Source organism: Streptomyces sp. NPDC004435, assembly GCF_042873895.1.
GTDB lineage: Bacteria > Actinomycetota > Actinomycetes > Streptomycetales > Streptomycetaceae > Streptomyces.
Map to the genome: position 1 here is coordinate 199486 of NZ_JBIAMB010000014.1, position 21739 is coordinate 221224.

Consider the following 21739-nt stretch of genomic DNA (forward strand, 5'->3'; position numbering starts at 1 on the left):
CGTCTCCCCCCGGCGGCGGCGCCCCCCCCCCCCCCGCGGGCGCGGGCCCCCCCCCCCCCCCCCCCGGCCCGCCCCCCCCCCGCCCGGCGGGGGGGGGGGCCCCCGCGGCGGGGTGTTTTCATGGAAGTGACGGGAAGGACTCCGTGCGAGGACACGGAGTAGCGGCTCTCGAAGCCGTGCACCGTGCAATCAGGATCCGCGAGAAGCGGGTGAGTCCTTCCCGCCCCTTCCCGCCCCTTCCTTCCCCTTCCCCTTCCGCCCGCGTGCCCGCGCCGACGACGCTCCCCCCGGGGCGGGCGAGGGAGGCGTTTCCCATGAGCGGTGGCGCGTGGACGGTCCTGGCCGTGGCGGGCGTCACGGCGGCCTACGCCCTCGGCTCACGGCGGCTCGCCTCGACACCGGTCTCCTCCGCGATCGTCTTCACCGGCTGCGGCGTACTCCTCGGCCCCGCCGTCCTCGGTGTGGTCGCGACCGACGAGGCCGGGGCGATCACGGCGCTCCTGGAGGCCGCCCTCACGCTGGTGCTCTTCACCGACGCCATGGCCGTCCGCCGCCGCGACCTCACCCTCGGCGGATTCCTGCCCCGCCGGCTCCTCGGCATCGGACTCCTCCTGAGCATCGCGGCCGGCTGGCTGCTCGCCGCGCCCCTCTTCCCCGCCCTCACCGTCTGGGAGCTCGCGCTCCTCGCCGTCATCCTGGCGCCCACCGACGCCGCGCTCGGCAAGACCGCGATCTCCGACCGGCGGGTCCCGCCCCTGGTCCGCCAGGGCCTGAACGTCGAGAGCGGCCTCAACGACGGCATGGTCCTCCCCTTCTTCGTCGTCTTCCTCGCCGCCGTCCCCGGCACCTCGTACGCCGCCGAGGGCGTGGCCGGCACCTTCTGGCGCTCCCTGCTCCTCAGCACCGTCCTGGGCCTGCTGGCCGGCGGCGTCGCCGGACGGCTGCTCCAGGCCGCACGGGCACGCGGCTGGATCACCCGGGAATGGCGCCACGTCTACGTCCTCGCCGTCGCCGCCGCCTCCTACGAACTGGCCGTCGTCGTCGACGGCAGTGGCTTCATCGCCGCCTGGGTCGCCGGCTTCGCCTTCGGCCACGCCCTGCGGAACCACCCCGCGGGCACCCCGGAGCCCCCCGCACCCGGCCGCGACGCACCCCGGGACACCACCCCCGAACTCGCCGAGGACCTCGGAGAGCTCCTCGCCTCGATCGCGCTGCTCCTCTTCGGCGCCGTCCTGCTCGGCCCCGCCCTCCAGCACCTGACCTGGCAGATCGTCCTCTACGCCGTCCTCAGCCTCACCGTCGTCCGGCTCGTCCCCGTCGCCCTCTCCCTCCTCGGCAGCGGCCTGCGCCCGCCCACGGTCCTCTACGTCGGGTGGTTCGGCCCCCGCGGCCTCGCCTCCGTCGTCCTGGGGCTCCTGGTCGCCGAGGAACACGTCGCCGGCACCGAACTGCTGGGCCGGATCGTGGCCGTCACGGTCGCCCTCAGCGTCCTCCTCCACGGCGCCACGTCCCCGGCGCTCGCGGGCGCGTACGGCGCCTGGTACCGGCGCGCCGCGGCGCACGGCGACCTGCGGGAGACCGCCGAGGTCCCGGAGGGCGGAGGCCGCCGCCGCATGCGCCACCTCGACGGCCCCACCCCGTAACCGCACGTCACAGCCCCGCCCCGGCTCCCCGCTGCGCCTTCCGTCCTCCGGGACGACCATGGAGGGAAGCACGGGTACGGCAGCCGGGCCCGTACTCCGCGGAACGAGAGCGAGGTCCACCATGGCCGCCACGCACACCCCGCACCGGACGGACAGCACGAGCCAGCTGTGGGCGGGAGGACTGACCGTCTTCGCCGCCGTCATGCTCGGGATCACCGGCGTCGTCGGCGTCTTCCGGGGCATCATGGCCATCGCGGAGGACGACGTCTTCCTCACGACGCCCAACTACGTCTTCCAGTTCGACCTGACCAGCTGGGGCTGGATCCACCTCGTTCTCGGCGCCGTCGCGATCGTCGTCAGCTTCGGCCTCTACAAGGTGTCGATGTGGGCACGCGTGGCCGGCGTGGCCATCGCCGCCCTCGTCGTGATCGCGAACTTCCTGTCCCTGCCGTACTACCCGGCCTGGTCGATCCTGATGATCGCCATGTCCGGCTTCGTCATCTGGGCCCTGTGCGTCGTGAAGCCCGACAACTCGATGCTGCGGTAGCCCGCCGGCGAAGACGCCGCGAGGAGCCCGTCACGCCGTCAGCTCGTAGAGACCGTGGCTCACCAGCCACAGCCCCAGCAGCAGACAGAGGGCGAAGATGGCGGGCTCCTTGTGGCGGGTGAGCCAGTCGTGCAGCCCGGTGAGGATGTGGTGGGCCCGCTCGGGCGAGAACACCATCCACAGCTCCATCACGAGCAGCGTGGACGTGGCGACCAGACAGAAGACGACGAGGGCGACGACGTTCCCGGTGTCGGAGAGATCGGCGTGGACGACGGTGACGGCCGCCGCGCTCACCATGCCCCACGGCTGGAGCAGCAGCGGGAGGATCGCCGCGTACCGCAGGGAGATCCCGTCCGGCGAGGACGCCTTCCGCGGGGCCTTCTCGGAGGCCGCCCGGTCCGCCGCGCCCCGGTGCACGCGCCGCCGGCGGTACTCGGCGTACCCGATCAGCCCGAGGCCGATGACCACCGTCGCCACCTGCGCCGCCCTCGACGGCGCGGAGCGGGGCGCGGGCGGCTGCCCGCCGGTGATCAGGACGACGATCCCGATCACGGCCACCAGGCAGGCCAGCCAGGCGAGGATGAACGCCACCCCCTTGCGCACACCCCCGGGCGAGGCCAGCACCAGCACGAACGCCATCACCGGCAGCGGGAACAGGGTCACCGCCAGCCCGATCAGCAACAGGTCGACCACCATCACGCCACCACCGGCCCCGGAACGGCCCGCACGCCCGCGGCCGTCAGGAGCGGCCCTTCCGCAGCGAGTCACCGACACCCCTGGCCCGCTCGCGCAGGCTCCGCAGGGCCTTGTGCAGATCGGCCCGGGCCCGGTCGGTCCGGCCCTCGGCCTCCATCCGCTCGTCGCCGGTCAGCCGCCCGGCGATCTCCTTCACCTTGCCCTTGGCCCTGTCGACGGTGCTGCCCATGGCCCTGGTCCCTCCTCAGGAGGCGTCCCCGGGATCCACGCTAGGCCGCGCCCGCTCCCGCCGCCCGTCGACCGCCCCGCCCGCGGGCCCCGAGCCCCGGTGTGCCGCGACCCGCCCGGTAGCGTGGGCGGCGACACAGTGCCGTGCCAGGGAAGGACCGAGTGATCGCCGTGCCCGCCGAGAGCCCCGCCCCCGCAGTCCCGGGCCCCGACGTCCTGCGCCGCACCGAGGGCCGGGCCGGGTTCCTCACCCTCGACCGGCCCCGCGCCATCAACGCCCTCACCCACCCCATGGTCCGCGCCCTCGACTCCGCCCTCACGGACTGGGAACACGACCCGGCCGTCACCACCGTCGTCCTGCGGGGCGCGGGGGAGCGGGGCCTGTGCGCCGGCGGCGACATCCGCGCCATCCACGACGACGCCCGCGCCGGCGGCACCGCCTCCGCCGCCTTCTGGCGCGACGAGTACCGCCTCAACGCCCGCATCGCCCGCTACCCCAAGCCCTACGTCGCCTTCATGGACGGCATCGTCATGGGAGGCGGCGTCGGCGTCTCCTCCCACGGCTCCGTCCGCGTCGTCACCGAACGCTCCCGGATCGCCATGCCCGAGACGGGCATCGGCCTCGTCCCCGACGTCGGCGGCACCTGGCTCCTCGGCCGCGCCCCCGGCGAACTCGGCACCCACCTGGCCCTCACCGGAGCGCAGATCGGCGCCGCCGACGCCGTCCTCACCGGCCTCGCCGACCACCACGTCCCCGCCGCCGCGCTCGACGCCCTCGCCGCCGACCTCACCCGCCTCCCCGACGACGAGGCCGTCGCCCGGCACACCACCGCACCCGCCCCCGGCGTACTCGCCGAACAGCGCGCGTGGATCGACACCTGCTACTCCGCGGCCACCGTCGAGGAGATCGTCGACCGGCTCTTCGACTCCGGCGTCCCCGCCGCCAAGGAGACCGCGACCACCCTCCTCGCCAAGTCGCCCACCGCCCTCAAGGCCACCCTCGCCGTGCTGCGCGCCGCCCGCGCCCTCGACAGCCTGGAAGCCGTCCTCGACCTGGAGTACCGCGCCTCCTGCGCCGCCCTCACCGGCCACGACCTCGTCGAGGGCATCCGCGCCCAGGTCGTCGACAAGGACCGCGACCCGCGCTGGCGCCCCGCCGGCCTCGCCGAGGTCACCGACGCCGACGTCGCCCGCTACCTCACGGCCCCGCCCGGCGGCGACCTCGGCCTGGGCCCCGCCTGACCCTCCCGGCCTTGGCACGGCCCGCCCGACGCGAGGGAGCCTCAGACCAGCCCCGGCGGCCGGCCGCCCGGCCCCGCCGCCGGCTCGCCCAGCGCCAGCGCCGCCGTCCGCCACGCCTCCGTGACGGCGCCGTGCGCCAGCGCCGTCGCCGCCGGCACGTCCGCGGGCAGCCGCAGCGGCGCCCCGATGTGCACATGCAGGCACGGGCGCCGCAGCGGGGCCGTCAGCACCCCCGCGATCTGCTTGACCGTGCCGCCCGAGGTGATCCGGCGCGCCCCGGCCTGCCCGACCGGCACCACCGGCGCACCCGTGGCCCCGGCGAGCCGCGCCAGACCGGTGCGGAACTCCTGCGGCGGCGCCTCGGACGCCTCCCGGCGCGGCGGGATCCGCCCCTCCGCGTAGAGCATCACCGGGCGTCCCGAGGCGAGGGCCACCGCCGCCCGGTCCAGCGCGACCGAGGCGTGAGCGGTGTTGCGGTGCACCGGCACGTACCCGTCCCGGGTCAGCGCCCGGCCCAGCCCCGGCACCCGCCACAGTCCGGCCGCCGCGAGCAGCACCGGCTCGGCGCCGAGCCGCCGCCGCAGCGCCGCCAGCACCAGCGCCGGGTCGGCGAGCGAGGTGTGGTTGACGACGATGATGGCGCCCGGCTCGATCCTGGCACCGGGATCCGCGGTCACGGTCAACCGCCCGAAGAACGGGACGAGATGCGCGGCGAGACGACTGAGCACGGGCGGGACCCTCCACCTTCGGAACCGATACGACCTGCGGTGCGCCCATCGTCGGCCGGAGCCCCCTCCTCCGGCATGGGCGCGCGTACTCACCCCGTACTCAGCCGCGCCGCCCCGCCACCTGGTGTCCCGTCCGCCCGCCGACCCGTCTAGGCTGGCCCGACACGAGGTCGCGACGGACGGGGGTGGGCGGTGCACGGCACCAGGCCGTCCTCGGTCCACGTCCTGGCCAGGCTCCTGCCCGCGCTGCTCTGCGCGCTCTGCGCGTTCCTCGTGCCGCCCGCGAGCGCCGCCGCCGGCACCGGCAGCCCGACCGCCGCCGCGGCGGCCCTCACCCCGGAACCCCACGCCCACGCGGAGCCCCTGGCCGTCGACGCGTCGGCACGCTTCACGGCGCCGCCCGCGAGCCCCGCGCCCGGCCGGCCGGCCGCCGCCGAGGCCCCTGCTCCGGCGCCCGGCGCACCCGGCCAGCCTGCCGCCTCCGAGACTTTCGCTCCGGCGCCCGGCGCCCAGGTGTCGGCCGCCGAGGCCGTGGAACTGCCCGCGGCCGTCGAGCAGTCGGTACGGTTCACGGCGCCGCCCGTGGCACCCCCGGCCGTCCGCGTCGCGGACGAGGCCCCGGGACCCGGGCGCGTCGAGGGGGACCCGCGCCGGGAGCGCGCGCCGCCCGGCCTCCCGTACGACCCCACGGCCCCACGGGGGCCACCCTCCACCCGGCACAGCTGACGCCGTTCCACCGCGCAGCCGCCCGGGCCCTCGGCATGCCGCCGTCCGGCCCGCGTCCGTGTCCTCCGGATCATGCGGAGCTCGCCCTTCCCCGGCCACCGCCGGGGCGGAGCTCGCCCCCTGGCCACCGCCGGGAAGGCGGCGAGCCGCTCCCGCGCGATCGCCGGAGACACGGCCCGGCGCGCGTGTCCCAGCTCGCCTTCGCACGCCCGCCGCCCCGGCGCGCGGCCGTGCACGCCCGTGGAGACCCCATGTCCTCATCCGCAGTGCTCCGGCGCGCGCTCCTCGCGCTCGTCGTCGTCGGGCTCGCCCTCTGGACCGCCCTCACCACCTCGCCCCGCCTCGGACTCGACCTCCGCGGCGGCACCCGGATCGTCCTTCAGACCCAGGACGCCCCCGGCGTCCGCGCCGACGCCGAGGCCACCGACCGCGCCCTCGAAGTGCTCCGCAAGCGCGTCGACGGGCTCGGCGTCGCCGAGCCCTCGCTCGCCCGCTCCGGCGAGAACCGGATCGTCGTCGAACTCCCCGGCCTCCGCGACCCGCGCGAGGCCGCCGAGGTCATCGGACGCACCGCCCAGCTCACCATCCACCCCGTCACCGGCACCGCCGACGGCCCGGCGAAGCCGCCCGCCGCCGACGGCACCCGGGTCCTCGCCGACCCCGACGCCGCCCCCGGCACCGGAGGCTTCCTCGCCCTGGCCGCACCGGCCCTCACGGGCGACGGAGTGAAGAGCGCCGACGCCGTCCTCGACCCGACCGGCGGACGCGGCTGGACCGTCGACCTCGCCTTCCGCGACGGCGCCGCCGCCGACTGGGCCCGACTCACCGGCGAGGCCGCCTGCGCCCCGGCCGGAGACCCCGCCCGCCGCGTCGCGATCGTCCTCGACGGACGGATCGTCTCCGCCCCCGCCATGCAGACCGGCGTGGCCTGCGGCGCCGGAATCGCGGGCGGCGCCACCCAGATCACCGGCGGATTCTCCGCCGAGGAGGCCCGCGACCTCGCCGCGCTCGTCGAGGGCGGAGCGCTGCCCGTCCCCGTCACCACCGTCGAGCAGAGCACCGTCGGCCCGACCCTCGGCGCCGAGGCGATCCGCGCCAGCGCCCTCGCCGCCGTCATCGGCCTCGCCTGCACCGGCGTCTTCGTCATCGCCGTCTACCGCCTCCTCGGCCTGCTCGCCACGATCGCCCTGCTCCTCTACGGCCTGATCTCGTACGCGGCCGTCGTCGCGCTCGGCGCCACCCTCACCCTCCCCGGCCTCGCCGGCTTCGTCCTCGCGGTCGGCATCGCCGTCGACGCCAACGTCCTCGTCTTCGAACGGGCCAGGGAGGAGTACGCGGCCCTCGGCCGCTCCGCCGCCACCCGCGATCCGCGCCGCCCGCTCGCCGCGGCCTTCGGCAAGGCGTGGAGCGCCGTCGCCGACTCCAACATCACCACCCTCCTCGCCGCCGGCCTCCTCTTCGCCTTCGCCACCGGTCCCGTGAAGGGCTTCGGCGTGACCCTGGCCATCGGCGTCCTCGCCTCGATGGTCACCGCCATGGTGATCACCCGGCTGCTCGCCGACGCGGCCCTCGCCCTGCCCGCCGTACGCCGCAGGCCCCGCCTCACCGGCATGGCGGGCCTCGGCCGGCTCCGCACCCGGCTCAACCGCGAGGCACCGCGGCTGATGGTCCACCGGCGCCGCTGGTTCACCGTCAGCACCGCCCTGCTCCTCGTCGCCCTCGCCGGGATCGGCGTCCGGGGCGTCGAACTGGGCGTCGAGTTCACCGGCGGCCGGGACGTCCAGTACACCGCCACCCGCCCGGTGGACGCCGACGCCGCCCGCGCGGCCGTCACCGCGGCAGGCTTCCCCGACGCCGTCGTCCAGACCACCGGCGACGGCGGCCGGGACGTCACCGTGCGCGTGGGGGAGACCGGCGACGCGGCCCACACCCGCATCACCGAGGCGCTCACCGAGGCCGCCGGTCCCGTCACGGTCGAGCGCGACGACCTGATCGGCCCGAGCCTCGGCGGCGAACTGCGCACCCACGCGCTCCTCGCGCTCGGCCTCGCCGTCGCGGCCCAGCTCGTCTACCTCTCCGTCCGCTTCCGCTGGACGTACGCGCTGGCGGCCGTCGCCGCGATGGTGCAGGACGTGCTGCTCGTGGTCGGTCTCTTCGCCTGGCTCGGCAAGCCGGTGGACAGCGTGTTCCTGGCCGCGCTGCTGACCGTCGTCGGCTACTCCGTCAACGACTCGGTCGTGGTCCTGGACCGGCTGCGCGAACTGCGCCGCAAGGGAGGCCGGCTGCCGCTCGCGGATCTCGCCGACCGCGCCGTGGCCCAGACCCTGCCCCGTACGGTCAACACCGGCATCGGCGCCCTCTTCGTCCTGGCCGCCCTCGCCGTCCTCGGCGGCGACACCCTCACGGACTTCTCCGTGGCGCTCCTCGCCGGCGTCGTCCTCGGCATGGCCTCGACGGTCTTCACCGCCCTCCCGCTGACGGTCACCCTGGAGACCCGCACCCCGGCCCCGACCCGCCCCGCGCCGACCAGGACCGCCGACCGCACGGGCGCGGTCGTGTAGGACCTCCGTGCCGCCGCCGGTCACCGCCCGCCCGCGAGGGGGCACCCGACCGGCGGCGGCCCGGCATCAGGACCCGTACCCGTCGGACCGCCGGAACACCGTCACGAGCACCGTGTTGACGACCGCCACGGCACCGAACACCACCCCCCACACCCCGTGCCCGAGCCCCGCGAGGGCCAGCGCCGCCGCCCCGAAGACCAGCGCCTTCACGGCCAGCACCGCCGCCGTCGGCACCTGGAACCGCGCCTTCGGCGCCGCGAACAACCCCCAGAGCGTCGCCGCGGCCCCCGGCACGCCCACCGCCGCCACCACCTTCAGCCACACCGGCTCGGCGGCACTCCACCCCCACCAGGCGAGCACCCCGAGCGCGAGCATCTCCCACACGAAAGCCAGGAGATCGTTCCCCACGTGCGCAGCCCTCATGTGACGTCCTCTCACCGGGCGCAGCCCGACCGCTCGAAGCGAAGCCCCGGAGCCCGCGCCCCGAGACGAACACGTGATCGTAAACCCATCTGGCGCACTCACCGACCGAGTTCGGCGCCACCCAGCCTGGCCGTCGTTCGAAGGGGACGGGCGGGGCGGCCGCGCACGCGGGTGACGCGAGGGAGGGGCGCGTGGGCCGAAGGGGCGGTTTGGGTGACCCCCTCGGCGTTGGGTCGTTGCACGCGTAAAACGATCACACGGCGAAGACGCGGAGGTGGTTTCCGTGAGCGTTCAGCAGGCCACGGCGGTGAGGACCTGGGTGCTCGACAACCCTGAGGACGTACGGGACGCGGCCGCGGCGCTCGCCGAAGGGCGGGTCGTGGCGCACGGGTTCGGCAACTTCTACGCGCTGACCTTCCGCCCCGACAGCGCCACCGTCGAGAGCGTGAACCGGCTGAAGGGCCGGCCGGAGGGGCAGACCGCGAGCCTCGTCACCGTCCCGGAGCGGATCCCGGGAGCCTTCGACTGGACCCGTCTCCCCGAGGGCGTGCCCTGGCAGCAGGTGCGGTCACTGATGGACGAACTGCTCGGGATCGGGCCGATCGGCCTGCGCGGACCGGCGGCCGAGCGGGTGCCGGGCGCGCTCACCGCGAGCGACGGTGGCACCCGTACCGTCCAGGTCATCGCGCCCGGCACCCGCTGCCCCTCGCACGCCTTCCTCGGCGCCGCGCTCGCCCGCACCGGCGGCGACTTCCTCGCCGTCACCTCCGCCAACCGCTCGCACCACCTGACCGGCAGCGCCCAGGAGCCCGCGCACTGGCGGGCCGACGGCCTCGCCGAGGAGTTCGGCGCCGGGTCCGGTGTCCGGATCCTGGCCCACGCCGACGAGGAGGCCGCCCGTCGCCGCCATCCCTTCCACCGGCCGGCCTCCGTCAGCGTCCTGTCCTTCCACCGCACCGCCGGGCACACCCGCTCCGGCCTCCCCGCGCTCGTCCTGGAACGCCACGGCTCGCTCTCCGCCGACCACATCCGCGCCGTCGCCGCCAACCACGGCTTCGGCCTCGTCGCGGCCCCGCACGCCGCCACGGCCCTCGCCCCCCGGTCGTACGGCCTCGCCTGACCCGGGGGGACAGGTCAGCCCGGAGCCCCTGCCGGCACGATCTCGGCCCACACCGTCTTGCCGTCCCCCTCGTAGCGGACGCCCCACGCGTCCGCCAGGGTCGAGCAGATGTCCAGACCGCGCCCGCCCTCGTCACCGGCCTTCGCGTGCCGCAGGTGCGGGGCGGTGGCCGAGCCGTCGCGCACCTCCACGGTGAGCACGGCGTCGCCGCGGAGCAGCCGGAGGGCGACCGGCGGCGCCCCGTGCCGGACGGCGTTGGTCACCAGTTCGCTCACGATGAGCTCGACGGTCAGCGGGTCCACGGCGAGCCCCCACTCCCGTACCCGTTCCTCCGCCGCGTGGCGCACCCGCGCCACCGCCGACAACTCGGACGGCACCTCCCACTCGGCGACGTCCGCGGCCGGCAGCCGGAGGGTGCGGGCCACGAGCAGGACCCGCTCGGGCGCGAGGAGCGCCGCCAGGTCGTCCGCCATGGGATGCGGGCCGCGGTCGGGAGCGGCCAGTGCCGCCGCGATCCGGGCCGCCGTCGGGCCGCCGTCGGCGCGCGCCGAGGAGGCCAGACAGAGGGTGGTGCCCTCCGGCAGGAGGTGGGAGGAGCAGGCGAACGGCGGTCCCTCACCGCCCAGCAGCGGCCCCTCCTCCACCAGCTCCGCGTCGAGTGAGCCGTCGGGCCGGACGGCGACGCACAGCGAGGCGCCCGCGCGGGCCAGTTCGAGGCGACCGGTCACCGGGTCGTGGACGGCGACCGTGCAGCTCGCCACCGGCTCGTCCGCGCCCCGAGCCCGCCCCTGCTCCCGGGCGAGGCGCTGCGTCACGGTGTGGAGCCGGGCCAGCAGTTCGTGCGGGGCGAGGTCCAGCGTCGCCAGGCTGTAGACCGCGGTCCGCAGCCGGCCCATCGTCGCCACCGAGCTCAGCACCGGCCGCTCCACCTGACCGACCACCAGCGCCACCCGCGCGCCCGGCAGCGCGATGACGTCGAACCACGAGCCCGCCCCGGTGCCGCCCGGCCGGTGCCGCTGGGCCAGCTCGACGGCGTGCCGGGTCTCGCCCTCGGGCCGCAGCGGCCAGGACTGGAGCGCGGTCATGACGATGTGCTCGCGGGTGAAGCGGAGCGCGTTCTCCAGGCAGGTCGCCGTGTGCGCCGTCACCCCCTCGACGAGCGCGAGGTCGTCCTCGCCGTACGGATCGGCCCCGGGCGGGCGCCGGAAGACCACCGCCCCCAGCAGCTGCCCCCGGACCGCGAGCGGTGCCACCACCCGCGCGCCCCCGGCCGCCAGTTCCGGGCCGTCGGGCAGCCGCTCGCCGAACAGCCGCTCGCCGAACAGTCCGGGCAGCAGCACCGCCCCGGGTTCCGGCAGCGGACCGTCCGCGAGGGCGTTCCCGGAGCCGCCCACGGCGGCACAGCGCAGCAGCGGCGTCTCGCCGGCCCGGCGCAGCTCCGGCGGCTTGCCCCGCAGCACGGCGTCGGTCAGCGCGACCACGACCGACCCGGCGAACCCGGGCACGGTCACCTCGACCAGCTCGTGGGCGGTCCGCTCCACGTCCAGGGTCCGGCCGATCCGCTCGCGGGCCTCGTAGAGCAGCCCGAGCCGCTGCTGGGCCCGGATCCGCTGGGTGATGTCCACGATGGTGGCGACGAGCCCCAGCACCGGGCGCTCGGCGCCGTCCGGGCCCGGTGCGCGCAGCGGGTACACGGACACCGAGTACGCGTGCGGGCGGCCCGCGTCGCGCGGCGGGCGACCCCGCACGGGGACGTCCCGGAGCGGCGCCCCGCCGTCCAGGATCTCGCGGAGCACGCTCTCCTTCACCTCGACGCCGAAGACCCGGTACGCCTCCGCCGCCGGCCGCCCCAGCACCTCCTCCGCCGCGACGCCCCGCTCGGCGAGCACCGCACCGGTGACCCGGACGAGGCGCAGCTCGCGGTCGAGCACGTGCACGCCGACCTCGGTCTGCCGGAACACGGTGTCGAGGACGGCACGGTCGAGGACGGCGCCGTCGAGCGCGGACGGAACGTCCTCGAACATGTGCACCCCTGTCGACGGCCGGCACCGGTCAACGCCCAGTCTGGCCGCTCCCGGGGCACTCCGCCTGTCGCCGCACGCCGCTCCCCTCAGCGCGCCGCCGGCGGGAGGAGGAGCAGGCCGGTGCCGAGCGCGCGTTCGCCGGCGGCGTCGGAGGGCTGGTTGACGATGCCCGCCGACGTCGCGAGGACGCTCGACCCCCCGCCGTCGAGATTGAGCGCCGCACGGGCGCCGAGCGCCCGCATCAGACGGGCGGCGCCGTCGATGCCCAGGCCCTCGCTGGTGCCCGGCCTGCGCCCGTCGGCGACGACGAGCAGCAGCCGGCCCTGCTCGTCCACGCCGATCATGGACCGGGGGTTGGCGCGGATCGTCCAGTCGTAGGTGAAGGAGGGGTCGGGGCCCTCGCGGACGATGCCGTCGGCCACCGCGTTCACCGCCACCTGCCCGTCGCGGACCAGCGCGGGCCCCACCTGGAGGATCGTCGTGCCGGACCCCAGCGGGACCGGCAGCCCCCGGCCGTCGCGCACCTGCTCGTCGAAGGCCAGGGTCGCGCCCACCCGCGCGGTGCGCCGCAGCCAGGCGGCGCTGTCGCCGGTGGCCTGGAGCGTCGAGCCTCCGGGCGGTACGGCGGCGCCGCGCGCGGAGCGGACGGCCGTCACCCGGCCCCGGGCGTCGAGGACGGCCTCCGCGCCGGCCCCGGCCGGGGGAGCGCCCCACTCGGGAGTGAAGCGGACGAGTTCGCTGGGGTCGGTGCACCGGACGTCGTGCTGCGGGCGCTCCGTCGGCAGGTCGCCGCCGACACCGCCGCAGTTCCAGATCGCGCCGGGGATCCGGTTGACCCCGTCGACCTCGACGGTCTCCCCGGCCGCCGTGACCGTCACCCGGGCGGTGTACGTGTCGACGGCGAAGGTCCGGCCGCCGTCCTCCAGCCGGATGCCGGCCCGTCCCTGGGTCGCGGAGCCGAGGAGGCGCCCGCCCTTCACGTAGAGCCCGCCGGGGGCGTTGTCGTAGAACCACTGCCCGTTGATCCCGGCGACGGCGCCCGCGGCACCCATCAGCGCGGTCAGCTTCTCCGTGCCGAGGAGGGAGGGACCGTGGCCCGGCTCCAGCCGGCCGCCGAAGGCGTCGAGGTCCACCCGCAGGACATGGACGCGCTGCGGCGCGTCGTCATCGGTGCCGTCCTGCCCCGTGTAGCGGGTGCGGGCGGTGAACCCGGCGGCCCTGAGCCGTTCGGCCAGGGCCGCCGCCCCGGCCTCGTCCGCGGACCGGCCGGTCCGTACCGTCCAGCCGAGGACCCCCGGCCGCAGGTCCGCGAAGGCCGGGGTGGTCACCTCCTCCACCCGCGGCTCGAAGCCCGCCGTCCGCAGCGCCTCCGCCGCCCGCAGCGCGGTCCCGCGCGGCCCCAGGGCCAGCGGCGCCCCCGTGAACGGGCCGTCGGGGAGCAGCGGCAGGCCGACCTGGACGGTCCAGACGTGGTCGGCGTCCCGCTGCCCGTACGTGAGGGAGGTGAGCGTCACGCCCGGGGCCGGCACTCGGGTGACGCGGGCGGCGCCGTGCACAGGGTGGGCCGCGGTGGCGTACGGGCCGGCCGGGCGGGCCTCGGCGAGGGGCAGGGAGACGGCGGACAGGACCGCCGCGGCCGCCAGGAGGGAGAGGGACCTTCGCTGCATGGGGAGACCTTCCGTCGTCGGAACGCACCTCGATGATGAGAAGACACACCGTCAGTTGCGGGAGGGTGACGGGGAGTTCGACGCAGTACGCAGCGTAGTGGAAGCTTCGGTTCCTCTCACCGACCCGCCCCGGTGGCCGTCACCGCCCCGCCCCGCCCTCACGCCTTCGCCGGCCCGCCCCGTGTCTCGGCGCGCTCCTCACACCTTCGCCGGACCCCGCCCCGGCCAGTACCGCGCCGGGTACCTCCCCGGCCGGTCCCGCCCCGGGGTCCCGCGCCCGCTCCTCACGCCCCCGCGAGCCCTCCCCGGCCTTGTGCCTCCACGGCGGGGGCGGGAGCCCCGTCCCGCTATCCTCCCGGGTGTGGACATCCCCTCATATGACGACATCCGGGCGCTGCACCGGAAGCACGCCCCCAGCGACGCCGCCTTCGAACTCGTCTTCACCCACTGCGAGATCGTCGCCGCCATCGCCGACCAGCTGCTCGCCCGCTCCGGCCGGGGCGCCGACGCCGAGCTCGTCCGCGCCGGCTGCCTGCTGCACGACATCGGCGTCTACCGCCTGTACGACTCGGCCGGGCGCATCGACGGCACCTCGTACGTCACCCACGGCGTCCTCGGCCACCGGCTGCTCGCTGAGGAGGGCCTCCCCGAGGCGCTGTGCCGCTTCTGCTCCTGCCACACCGGCGTGGGCCTGACCCGGGAGGACGTCCTCGGACAGGGCCTGCCCATCCCGCCCGCCGATTACGTGCCCGTCACTCCGGAGGAGCGGATGGTCATGTACGCCGACAAGTTCCACAGCAAGAGCACCCCGCCGCGGTTCGTGTCCCCGGACAGCTTCGAGGCGCGCATCGGCCGCTTCGGCCAGGAGAAGGTCACCGTCTTCCAGGGCCTGCGCCGGCTGTACGGCGATCCGGAGCTCGACGCCCTGGCCGCCGCGTACGGCCACGCGGTGACCTGAGCCCCGTCCCGCCCCGCCGGTGACCGTTCCCGCCCGCGCTCAGCCGGCGACCACGACGACGGTGGCCACGTTGACCGCGGCCATCGACGCCCGCATGCTCTTGATCGCCTCGCGTACGCTCTCCGCCGCCCACTCGCCGTCGGCCAGCTTCTCCAGCTTCGCGGCGATCTCCTTGCGCGGCTCCCCGGGGAACGCCAGGCGGTGCAGCTTCGCACCGTGCACCAGCGCGATCAGGCCGGCCGTCCGCTCGTCCGGCGCGGCGCCGTCGAGGACCACGGCCCGCAGCCGCTCCCGCAGCTCCCGCTCGGCCGAGCCGTCGGCCTCCGGGTAGCGCTTCACCGGGAAGAGCCCCAGGACCCGGTGCTGCTCCTCCACCACGAGACCGCGCTCGCAGAGGCGGGCCACCGTCGCGGCGGGCGCCTTCGTCTGGTCCTTCGCCAGCCAGTCGGCGACCTTCGGAGCCGTGGTCCGCTTCCCCGCCCAGGCCGCGATCAGCGTCAGCCGCTCGTCGAGGAGCGGCTCCCCGGTGGGGCTCGGGTCGGTGACGGACAGCCGCCCGCCGGTGACGGACACCCGCCCGGCGAGCGCCAGGTCGAGCAGGATCCCGCCCGCGACCGCCCACGAGGCCGCCTGACGCTCCTTCGCCTCCCCGGACTCGTCGTCCAGGGACAGCAGGGTGATCTCCTCGGCGAGTGTGATCGTCATCGACGTCCTTCCTGGTGGGGCCGCCGCGTACGCTCCGGTGGCTTTTCCTGGAGGACGGGCCGGCGGCCGGTCCGGTTCCCCCGGGAAAGGGTCCGGACACCTCCGTACGGGCGGACCGGCGGGCCGTTGTCAGTGGCGGCTGTCACCCTGTGGCCATGGACAGGCAGAGCGACAGCACCGGGGACCGGGGGAAGGACGGCGGCATGGGCGGAGACCGTGACGAGGAGCTGCTGCGGGGCCGGGTCTACGGCCAGGACCACGACGACCCGCGCCCCGGACCGCGCGCCGGGCGCGCCTACGCGGAGCTGGTCGGCGGCCCGCTCGACGGGCTGCTGCTCGACGTGACCGACTGGACCGGCGAGCGGATACGCGCCGGAGCTGTCCTGGAGACGGAGCTGGGCAGCTTCGGCCCCGGGGGAAAGGCCGTCTACGGCCCGAGGGCGGGAGACCCCGCGCGGTTCGACTGGTCGGGCGACACCCGCTGACGCGCGGGCGGGCGCGGAGGAGGTGCACGGAGACGGCGCGGGCACAGCGAGGCGCGGGCACACAAAAGGCGGGAGGATCTCCCGCCATGTTCAAGGTATAGCGCAAGGGGGGCCTTGCGGCAAGGCCCCCCACATGCCGCACAATCGCACATCTACCCCCGTCACCTGCCGAAACGAGAGTTGCACGCGTGCCCACGCCTCAGCGCACCACCGGCCCCTTCGAGCTTCCCGACCGCCTCGCCGCCAAGGCCGACCCGGCGCTGATCGCCGACGACGTGCAGCACTTCGCCGCCGTCGCCGAGAGCCTGGAGGAGGCCGTCGCCGAACTCTCCGAGCGGCTCGACACCGTGCGCCGCGCACCCGGCGGGGTGGGCCGCGAGGCGATGGAGCGCGACCTGGAGGTCCACCGGCTCTCCGGCCGGCTGCGCGCCCTGCGCCGCTTCGGGCTCGACCTGTGCCTCGGCCGGATCGTCTCCGCCGACGGCTCCGAACCCCTCTACATCGGACGGCTCGGCCTCACCGACAGCGACGGGAACCGGCTGCTCGTCGACTGGCGCTCGCCCGCCGCCGAACCCTTCTTCGGCGCCACCCACGCTCACCCGATGGGCCTCGCCAGCCGCCGCCGCTACCGCTGGAGCGGCGGCCGGATCACCGACTACTGGGACGAGGTCTTCACCGAGGGCGGCCTCGACGCGCACGCGGCCCTCGACGACCAGTCGGCCTTCATCGCCAGCCTCGGCACCAACCGCTCCGCGCGGATGCGCGACGTCCTCTCCACCATCCAGGCCGACCAGGACGCCATCGTCCGCGCGAGCTCGCGCGGCGCCCTCGTCGTCGACGGCGGACCGGGCACCGGCAAGACCGTCGTCGCCCTCCACCGCGCCGCCTACCTGCTCTACTCCGACCCCCGGCTCGGGCACCGCCGCGGCGGCGTCCTCTTCGTCGGCCCCCACCAGCCCTACCTCGCCTACGTCTCCGACGTGCTGCCCAGTCTCGGCGAGGAGGGCGTCCGCACCTGCACCGTCCGCGACCTCGTCCCCGAAGGCGCCGCGGCCGGGCCCGAGAAGGACCCCGAGGTCGCCCGGCTCAAGTCCTCCGCCGCCCTCGTCCGCGGCATCGAGAAGGCCGTCCGCTTCTACGAGGAACCGCCCACCGCGACCACAGCCGTCACCACCGACTGGGGCGACCTCGCCGTCACCGCCGAGGACTGGGCCGAGGTCTTCGACGCACCCGGACCCAGCACCCCGCACAACGAGGCCCGTGAGCTGATCTGGGACGAGCTGGTCGCCCTCCTCAAGGAGAAGGCCCGCGGCGAGGTCCCCGAGGTCCTCTTCGAGCGGGCCCTGCGCGCCGACCGGGAGCTCGTCTCCACCCTCGACCGCCACTGGCCCATGCTGGAGCCCACCGACCTCGTCGGCGACCTGTGGACCGTCCCCGCCTATCTGCGCCTGTGCGCCCCGTGGCTCGACCGCGAGGAGGTGCGCGCACTCCAGCGGGCCGACGCCCAGGCGTGGACCGAGTCCGACCTGCCCTTCCTCGACGCGGCCCGGCAACGGCTCGGCGACCCGCGCTCCGCCGCCCGCAAGCGCCGGGAGAAGGCCACGCTCGCCGCCCGCAAGGAGCGGATGGCCGGCGTCATCGAGAACATCGTGCGCTCCGACGACGACGGCGAGGGCGCCGTCACCATGCTCCTCGGCAAGGACCTCCAGGAGAGCCTCGTCGACGACGCCGGCCTGCCCGCCGCCGGGGACCCGCTGACGGGACCCTTCGCCCACGTCGTCGTCGACGAGGCGCAGGAGCTCACCGACGCCGAATGGCAGATGCTGCTGCTCCGCTGCCCGTCCCGCAGCTTCACGATCGTCGGCGACCGCGCCCAGGCCCGGCACGGCTTCACCGAGACCTGGGAGGAACGGCTCCGGCGGATCGGCCTCGACCGCATCGAGACCGCCTCCCTGAGCATCAACTACCGCACCCCGGAGGAGGTCATGGCCGAGGCCGAGCCGGTCATCCGCGCCGCCCTCCCGGACGCCAACGTGCCGACCTCGGTCCGCGCGAGCGGTCTGCCCGTCCTCCACGGCCCCGCCGGCGACCTCGGCACCGTCCTCGACGACTGGCTCGCGGACCACGCCGACGGCGTCGCCTGCGTCATCGCCGCCGAGGGCCGCCTCCCCGACCTCGGCGACCGCCCCCGGGTCAGGGCGCTCACCCCGAGCCTGTCCAAGGGCCTGGAGTTCGACCTCGTCGTCCTCCTCGACCCGAGCGAGTACGGCGAGGGCATCGAGGGGGCGGTGGACCACTACGTGGCGATGACCCGGGCCACCCAGCGGCTCGTCGTGCTCACCACCCCCTGACCGGCGTACCGGACGCTCAGGACGGCAGCCCGCCCCGCGCGATCACGTCCGCGTACCAGCGGGCGCTGTCCTTGAGCGTCCGCCGCTGGCTGGCGAAGTCCACGTGCACGATCCCGAACCGCTTGCTGTAGCCGAACGCCCACTCGAAGTTGTCCAGCAGCGACCAGAGGAAGTACCCCCGCACGTCCGCGCCGTCCTCGACGGCCCGCCGCACCGCCGCCAGGTGCCCGTGGAGGTAGGCGACCCGCTCCGGGTCGCGCACCTGGCCGGACGGGTCCGCGTAATCGTCGTACGCGGCGCCGTTCTCGGTGATCACCAGCGGTACCTCCGGCAGCTCGTCGCGCAGCCGCACCAGCAGCTCGTAGAGCCCGTCCGCGTCCACCGGCCAGTCCATCGCCGTCCGGGGCCCCGGCGCCGGCAGGAACCGCACGTGCCGCTCCGCGCCCGCCCACGGCGAGGGCGACTCCGACGAGCCCGCCGCGACCACCGTGGGGGAGTAGTAGTTCAGCCCGAGCGAGTCGATCGGCGCCGCGATCGCCGCCAGGTCCCCGTCCTGTACGAAGCCCCAGTCCGTCACCCCGGCCGTGTCCCGCACCAGGTCCTCCGGCAGCCGGCCCCGGAAGACCGGGTCCAGGAAGATGCGGTTCGCCACCGCGTCGATCCGGCGCGCCGCGTCCCGGTCCTCCGCCGATTCCGTCAGCGCCCGCACCACGTGCAGGTTGAGGGTCAGCGAGACCTCCGTACCGGCCGGCAGTTTCTCCCGCAGCGCGCCCACCGCCCAGCCGTGCGCCAGGTTCAGGTGGTGCGCGGCGCGCAGCGCGGCCGCGTCGTCCGTCCGGCCCGGGGCGTGCACGCCGTTGCCGTATCCGAGGAAGGCGGCGCACCAGGGCTCGTTGAGCGTCGTCCAGGTGGCGACCCGGTCGCCGAGCCCGTCCGCCACGAGGCCCGCGTACTCGGCGAACCGCGCGGCCGTCTCCCGGCGCGGCCAGCCGCCCGCGTCCTCCAGCTCCTGCGGCAGGTCCCAGTGGTAGAGCGTCGCCACCGGCCGGATCCCCGCGTCGCGCAGCTCGTCGCAGAGCCGCCGGTAGAAGTCCAGGCCCTTCTGGAGGGCCGGCCCGCGTCCGGTGGGCTGGACGCGCGGCCAGGCCACCGAGAACCGGTAGTCCGTCACGCCCAGTTCGCGCATGAGGGCCACGTCCTCGCGGACCCGGTGGTAGTGGTCGGCGGCGATGTCGCCGGTGTCGCCGTTGCGGACCTTGCCCGGGGTCCGGCTGAAGGTGTCCCAGATGGACGGTGTCCGGCCGTCCTCCGTGGCCGCGCCCTCGATCTGGTACGCGGCGGTGGCGGTGCCCCAGCGGAACCCCTCCGGGAAGCGAAGCGTCGCGGGGGACTCGGGGCGGGCGTCGACAGCGGTCATGAGGAGGCAACTCCAGGAAGAAGGGAGGGAGGGGGAGGGAGGAGAGGGGGAGGGGAAGGAGCGGAGAGGGGCGGGCGCCGGGTCAGCCCTTGACCGCGCCCTGCATGATGCCGCCGACGATCTGGCGGCCGAGCAGGCCGAAGACCAGCAGCACGGGCAGCGTGCCCAGCAGGGTGCCCGCCATGATCACCGACTGGTCGTGGACGTATCCGCCGCCGAGCTGGCGGAGCGCCACCTGGACGGTCGGTTCCTGCGAGGAGAGTGCCACGATGGGCCAGAAGAAGTCGTTCCACGCGGCCATGAAGGTGAGCAGGCCGAGAACGGCCATACCCGGACGGGCTATCGGGACGACGATCGACCAGAAGATCCGGGCCGTGGAGGCGCCGTCCACGCGGGCCGCCTCGATCAGCTCGTCGGGCAGCGACTGCACCAGGTACTGGCGCATGAAGAAGACGCCGAAGGCGGAGACCAGACCCGGCAGGATCACGGACTGGAGCTGGTTCACCCACTGGAGTTCCGCGATGAGCATGAAGAGCGGGATGACGCCGAGCTGCGGCGGGATCATCATCGTCCCGACCGTGATCGCGAGCAGCGCGCCCCGGCCCTTGAAGCGGAGCTTGGCGAAGGCGAAGCCGGCGAGGGTGCAGCACAGCACGGTGCCGAGGGTGATCGAGCCCGACACGATCAGCGAGTTGAGCAGCGCCTTGCCGATGTCGGCCTCGGCCAGGACCGCCTCGAAGTTGCGGATCAGGTGCGGGCCCGGAACCAGCGACGGCGGCACCTTGGCCAGGTCGGCGTTGGAGCGGCTGGCCGCCACGATGGTCCAGTAGAAGGGGAAGGCCGAGACGAGGACCGCCACGATCAGCACGGCGTAGGTGAGCCATCCGGCCTTCAGGGTCCGTCCCGCACCCGACCGGCGCCGCCGGCCCGGTTCGCGGGGGACGGGCCGGAGGGTCGGCGCGGGCGGGTCGGCGAGCACGGTCATCGGCCGGCCTCCTTGCGGGAACGGCGGCGCGCGATCAGGGCGTTGACCCCGACGAGCACCAGGATCAGCAGGAACATCACCCAGGCGATCGCGGCCGCCCGGCCCAGGTGGAAGAAGCCCCAGCCCTGCTCGTACATGTACAGGCCGAGGGTCTGGTACTGGTGCGAGATGCCGCCCGACATGGAGCCCTCGAAGAGCAGCGGCTCGCCGAAGAGCTGGGTGGCGCCGATCGTGGAGACCACGACGGTGAAGAGGATGGTGGGCCTCAGCCCCGGCAGCGTCACGTGGAAGAACTGCCGCCAGCGGGAGGCGCCGTCCATCTCGGCCGCCTCGTACAGCTCCGAGGGGATGGACTGCATCCCGGCGAGGTAGATGAGCGCGTTGTAGCCGGTCCAGCGCCAGACGACGATCGTGGAGACCGCGATCTGCGAGCTGAGGGTGCCGGACTGCCAGTCGATCGGCCCGACGCCGACCAGGCCCAGGACGTAGTTGAAGAGGCCGAAGTCGCGGCCGAAGAGCTGGGCGAAGACGAGGGTCGCGGCGGCGACGGAGGTGGCGTACGGCAGCAGCATGGCCGTGCGCAGGAAGGTCCGGCCCCGCAGCCTGTGGTTGAGCAGATGGGCGAGGGCCAGCGCCATCACCAGCTGGGGCACGGTGGAGAGCAGGCCGATGGTGAAGGTGTTGCGGAGCGCGGTCCAGAAGAACTCGTCGCCGAGAAGGGCGGTGTAGTTGCCGAGCCCGCGCCATTCCATGGCGCCGGGGTCCTGGAGCTCGACCCGGTGGAGGGAGACGTACGCGGTGTAGATCAGCGGGAAGAGCCCGAAGGCGGCGAAGAGGGTGAAGAACGGGGCGACGTAGGTGTACGGCGACACCGCGCGCCACGCCCGCCGGACGGCCGGCGGACGGGGGGCGGTGCCGGCTTTCGCCGGTGCGGTGAGGGTCACGGTGCGGCCCTTCGGGAGTCGGTCGCGGGTAAGCCGCGGGAGGCGCGGACGGGGTCGGTCGGAGGGGCGGAGTGGGTGCGGAGCGGTTGTGGGCGGGAGTCGTGCGGGCCGGGGCGGGGGGAGCCGCCCCGGCCGTGCGGCCGGCCGGACGCCCGTGCGGGGTCCGGCCGGCCGACAGAGCCGACCCTGGACGAGCGGGTCGGCCCCGCGGTGTCGACCCGACCCGCCCGCCCCGGGCCGACCGGAGGGAGCGGCCGGGGACGAGCTGGAGGGCGGCAACGGGCCGAGC

Annotated in this window: 19 protein-coding genes; 9 read left to right on the top strand and 10 right to left on the bottom strand. The window is 75.4% G+C overall.

Going from position 1 to position 21739, the window contains the following annotated elements:
* Nucleotides 1-314 precede the first annotated feature (314 nt).
* Both ACFYT9_RS25300 and ACFYT9_RS25305 read left to right on the top strand, forming a co-directional pair.
* A complete protein-coding gene (locus ACFYT9_RS25300) occupies nucleotides 315-1643 on the top strand; it encodes a cation:proton antiporter (protein WP_389167504.1) in 1329 nt (442 codons plus the stop codon).
* 121 nt (nucleotides 1644-1764) lie between these two features.
* Nucleotides 1765-2190, top strand: coding sequence for a hypothetical protein (locus ACFYT9_RS25305; RefSeq protein WP_376604011.1), 426 nt, complete (start codon nucleotides 1765-1767; stop codon nucleotides 2188-2190).
* A gap of 30 nt (nucleotides 2191-2220) precedes the next feature.
* Here the strand turns inward: ACFYT9_RS25305 and ACFYT9_RS25310 are convergent, their stop codons facing one another.
* Nucleotides 2221-2886 (bottom strand): GAP family protein, encoded by a 666-nt coding sequence (locus ACFYT9_RS25310; RefSeq protein WP_389167507.1) that lies wholly within the window; start codon nucleotides 2884-2886, stop codon nucleotides 2221-2223.
* Nucleotides 2887-2929: 43 nt separating this feature from the next.
* Nucleotides 2930-3115, bottom strand: coding sequence for a CsbD family protein (locus ACFYT9_RS25315; RefSeq protein WP_376604007.1), 186 nt, complete (start codon nucleotides 3113-3115; stop codon nucleotides 2930-2932).
* 161 nt (nucleotides 3116-3276) lie between these two features.
* Here ACFYT9_RS25315 and ACFYT9_RS25320 point away from each other — a divergent pair, with 161 nt between their 5' ends.
* On the top strand, nucleotides 3277-4356 hold the full coding sequence (locus ACFYT9_RS25320) for an enoyl-CoA hydratase/isomerase family protein (RefSeq protein ID WP_389167510.1): 1080 nt from the start codon (nucleotides 3277-3279) through the stop codon (nucleotides 4354-4356).
* A 41-nt stretch (nucleotides 4357-4397) separates the two neighbouring features.
* On the opposite strand, the gene ACFYT9_RS25325 is transcribed toward ACFYT9_RS25320, so the two are convergent.
* Nucleotides 4398-5084 (bottom strand): lysophospholipid acyltransferase family protein, encoded by a 687-nt coding sequence (locus tag ACFYT9_RS25325; protein WP_389167512.1) that lies wholly within the window; start codon nucleotides 5082-5084, stop codon nucleotides 4398-4400.
* Between the two features lie 192 nt (nucleotides 5085-5276).
* Between ACFYT9_RS25325 and ACFYT9_RS25330 the strand changes: the two genes are divergently transcribed.
* Nucleotides 5277-5810, top strand: coding sequence for a hypothetical protein (locus ACFYT9_RS25330; RefSeq protein WP_389167515.1), 534 nt, complete (start codon nucleotides 5277-5279; stop codon nucleotides 5808-5810).
* Nucleotides 5811-6061: 251 nt separating this feature from the next.
* Nucleotides 6062-8371: a protein translocase subunit SecD gene (gene secD / locus ACFYT9_RS25335; RefSeq protein WP_389167517.1), complete on the top strand. Its 2310-nt coding sequence runs from the start codon at nucleotides 6062-6064 to the stop codon at nucleotides 8369-8371.
* A 66-nt stretch (nucleotides 8372-8437) separates the two neighbouring features.
* Here the strand turns inward: secD and ACFYT9_RS25340 are convergent, their stop codons facing one another.
* Nucleotides 8438-8794 (bottom strand): YrdB family protein, encoded by a 357-nt coding sequence (locus tag ACFYT9_RS25340; protein WP_389167519.1) that lies wholly within the window; start codon nucleotides 8792-8794, stop codon nucleotides 8438-8440.
* Between the two features lie 283 nt (nucleotides 8795-9077).
* On the opposite strand from ACFYT9_RS25340, the gene ACFYT9_RS25345 reads away from it, so the two are divergent.
* Nucleotides 9078-9914 carry an L-threonylcarbamoyladenylate synthase gene (locus ACFYT9_RS25345; protein WP_389167522.1) on the top strand — a complete coding sequence of 279 codons (837 nt, stop codon included), beginning with the start codon at nucleotides 9078-9080 and terminating at the stop codon, nucleotides 9912-9914.
* 14 nt (nucleotides 9915-9928) lie between these two features.
* Here ACFYT9_RS25345 and ACFYT9_RS25350 read toward each other — a convergent pair whose 3' ends face one another.
* Both ACFYT9_RS25350 and ACFYT9_RS25355 read right to left on the bottom strand, forming a co-directional pair.
* Nucleotides 9929-11938: a SpoIIE family protein phosphatase gene (locus ACFYT9_RS25350; RefSeq protein ID WP_389167524.1), complete on the bottom strand. Its 2010-nt coding sequence runs from the start codon at nucleotides 11936-11938 to the stop codon at nucleotides 9929-9931.
* A gap of 86 nt (nucleotides 11939-12024) precedes the next feature.
* Nucleotides 12025-13605 carry a phosphodiester glycosidase family protein gene (locus ACFYT9_RS25355; protein WP_389167525.1) on the bottom strand — a complete coding sequence of 527 codons (1581 nt, stop codon included), beginning with the start codon at nucleotides 13603-13605 and terminating at the stop codon, nucleotides 12025-12027.
* A 361-nt stretch (nucleotides 13606-13966) separates the two neighbouring features.
* Between ACFYT9_RS25355 and ACFYT9_RS25360 the strand changes: the two genes are divergently transcribed.
* Nucleotides 13967-14563 carry an HD domain-containing protein gene (locus tag ACFYT9_RS25360; protein WP_387277256.1) on the top strand — a complete coding sequence of 199 codons (597 nt, stop codon included), beginning with the start codon at nucleotides 13967-13969 and terminating at the stop codon, nucleotides 14561-14563.
* Nucleotides 14564-14602: 39 nt separating this feature from the next.
* Here the strand turns inward: ACFYT9_RS25360 and ACFYT9_RS25365 are convergent, their stop codons facing one another.
* A complete protein-coding gene (locus ACFYT9_RS25365; RefSeq protein WP_389167528.1) occupies nucleotides 14603-15268 on the bottom strand; it encodes a GPP34 family phosphoprotein in 666 nt (221 codons plus the stop codon).
* Nucleotides 15269-15471: 203 nt separating this feature from the next.
* On the opposite strand from ACFYT9_RS25365, the gene ACFYT9_RS25370 reads away from it, so the two are divergent.
* Together ACFYT9_RS25370 and helR are read left to right on the top strand one after the other, a co-directional pair.
* The gene (locus ACFYT9_RS25370) at nucleotides 15472-15753 is read left to right on the top strand and encodes a hypothetical protein (protein WP_376602736.1); all 282 of its coding nucleotides are present in this window, start codon (nucleotides 15472-15474) and stop codon (nucleotides 15751-15753) included.
* Nucleotides 15754-15941: 188 nt separating this feature from the next.
* Nucleotides 15942-18104 (top strand): RNA polymerase recycling motor ATPase HelR, encoded by a 2163-nt coding sequence (helR, locus tag ACFYT9_RS25375; protein WP_389167531.1) that lies wholly within the window; start codon nucleotides 15942-15944, stop codon nucleotides 18102-18104.
* A gap of 16 nt (nucleotides 18105-18120) precedes the next feature.
* On the opposite strand, the gene ACFYT9_RS25380 is transcribed toward helR, so the two are convergent.
* The 3 genes from ACFYT9_RS25380 to ACFYT9_RS25390 all read right to left on the bottom strand — a co-directional run bounded on the left by ACFYT9_RS25380 (nucleotide 18121) and on the right by ACFYT9_RS25390 (nucleotide 21450).
* On the bottom strand, nucleotides 18121-19521 hold the full coding sequence (locus tag ACFYT9_RS25380) for a GH1 family beta-glucosidase (protein WP_389167534.1): 1401 nt from the start codon (nucleotides 19519-19521) through the stop codon (nucleotides 18121-18123).
* 82 nt (nucleotides 19522-19603) lie between these two features.
* Nucleotides 19604-20506, bottom strand: coding sequence for a carbohydrate ABC transporter permease (locus ACFYT9_RS25385; RefSeq protein ID WP_387277248.1), 903 nt, complete (start codon nucleotides 20504-20506; stop codon nucleotides 19604-19606).
* Entirely contained in the window at nucleotides 20503-21450 is a 948-nt protein-coding gene (locus ACFYT9_RS25390) for a carbohydrate ABC transporter permease (RefSeq protein ID WP_387277246.1), read from the bottom strand. Before ACFYT9_RS25390 ends, ACFYT9_RS25385 begins: the two co-directional genes overlap by 4 nt.
* Between the last annotated feature and the right edge of the window lie 289 nt (nucleotides 21451-21739).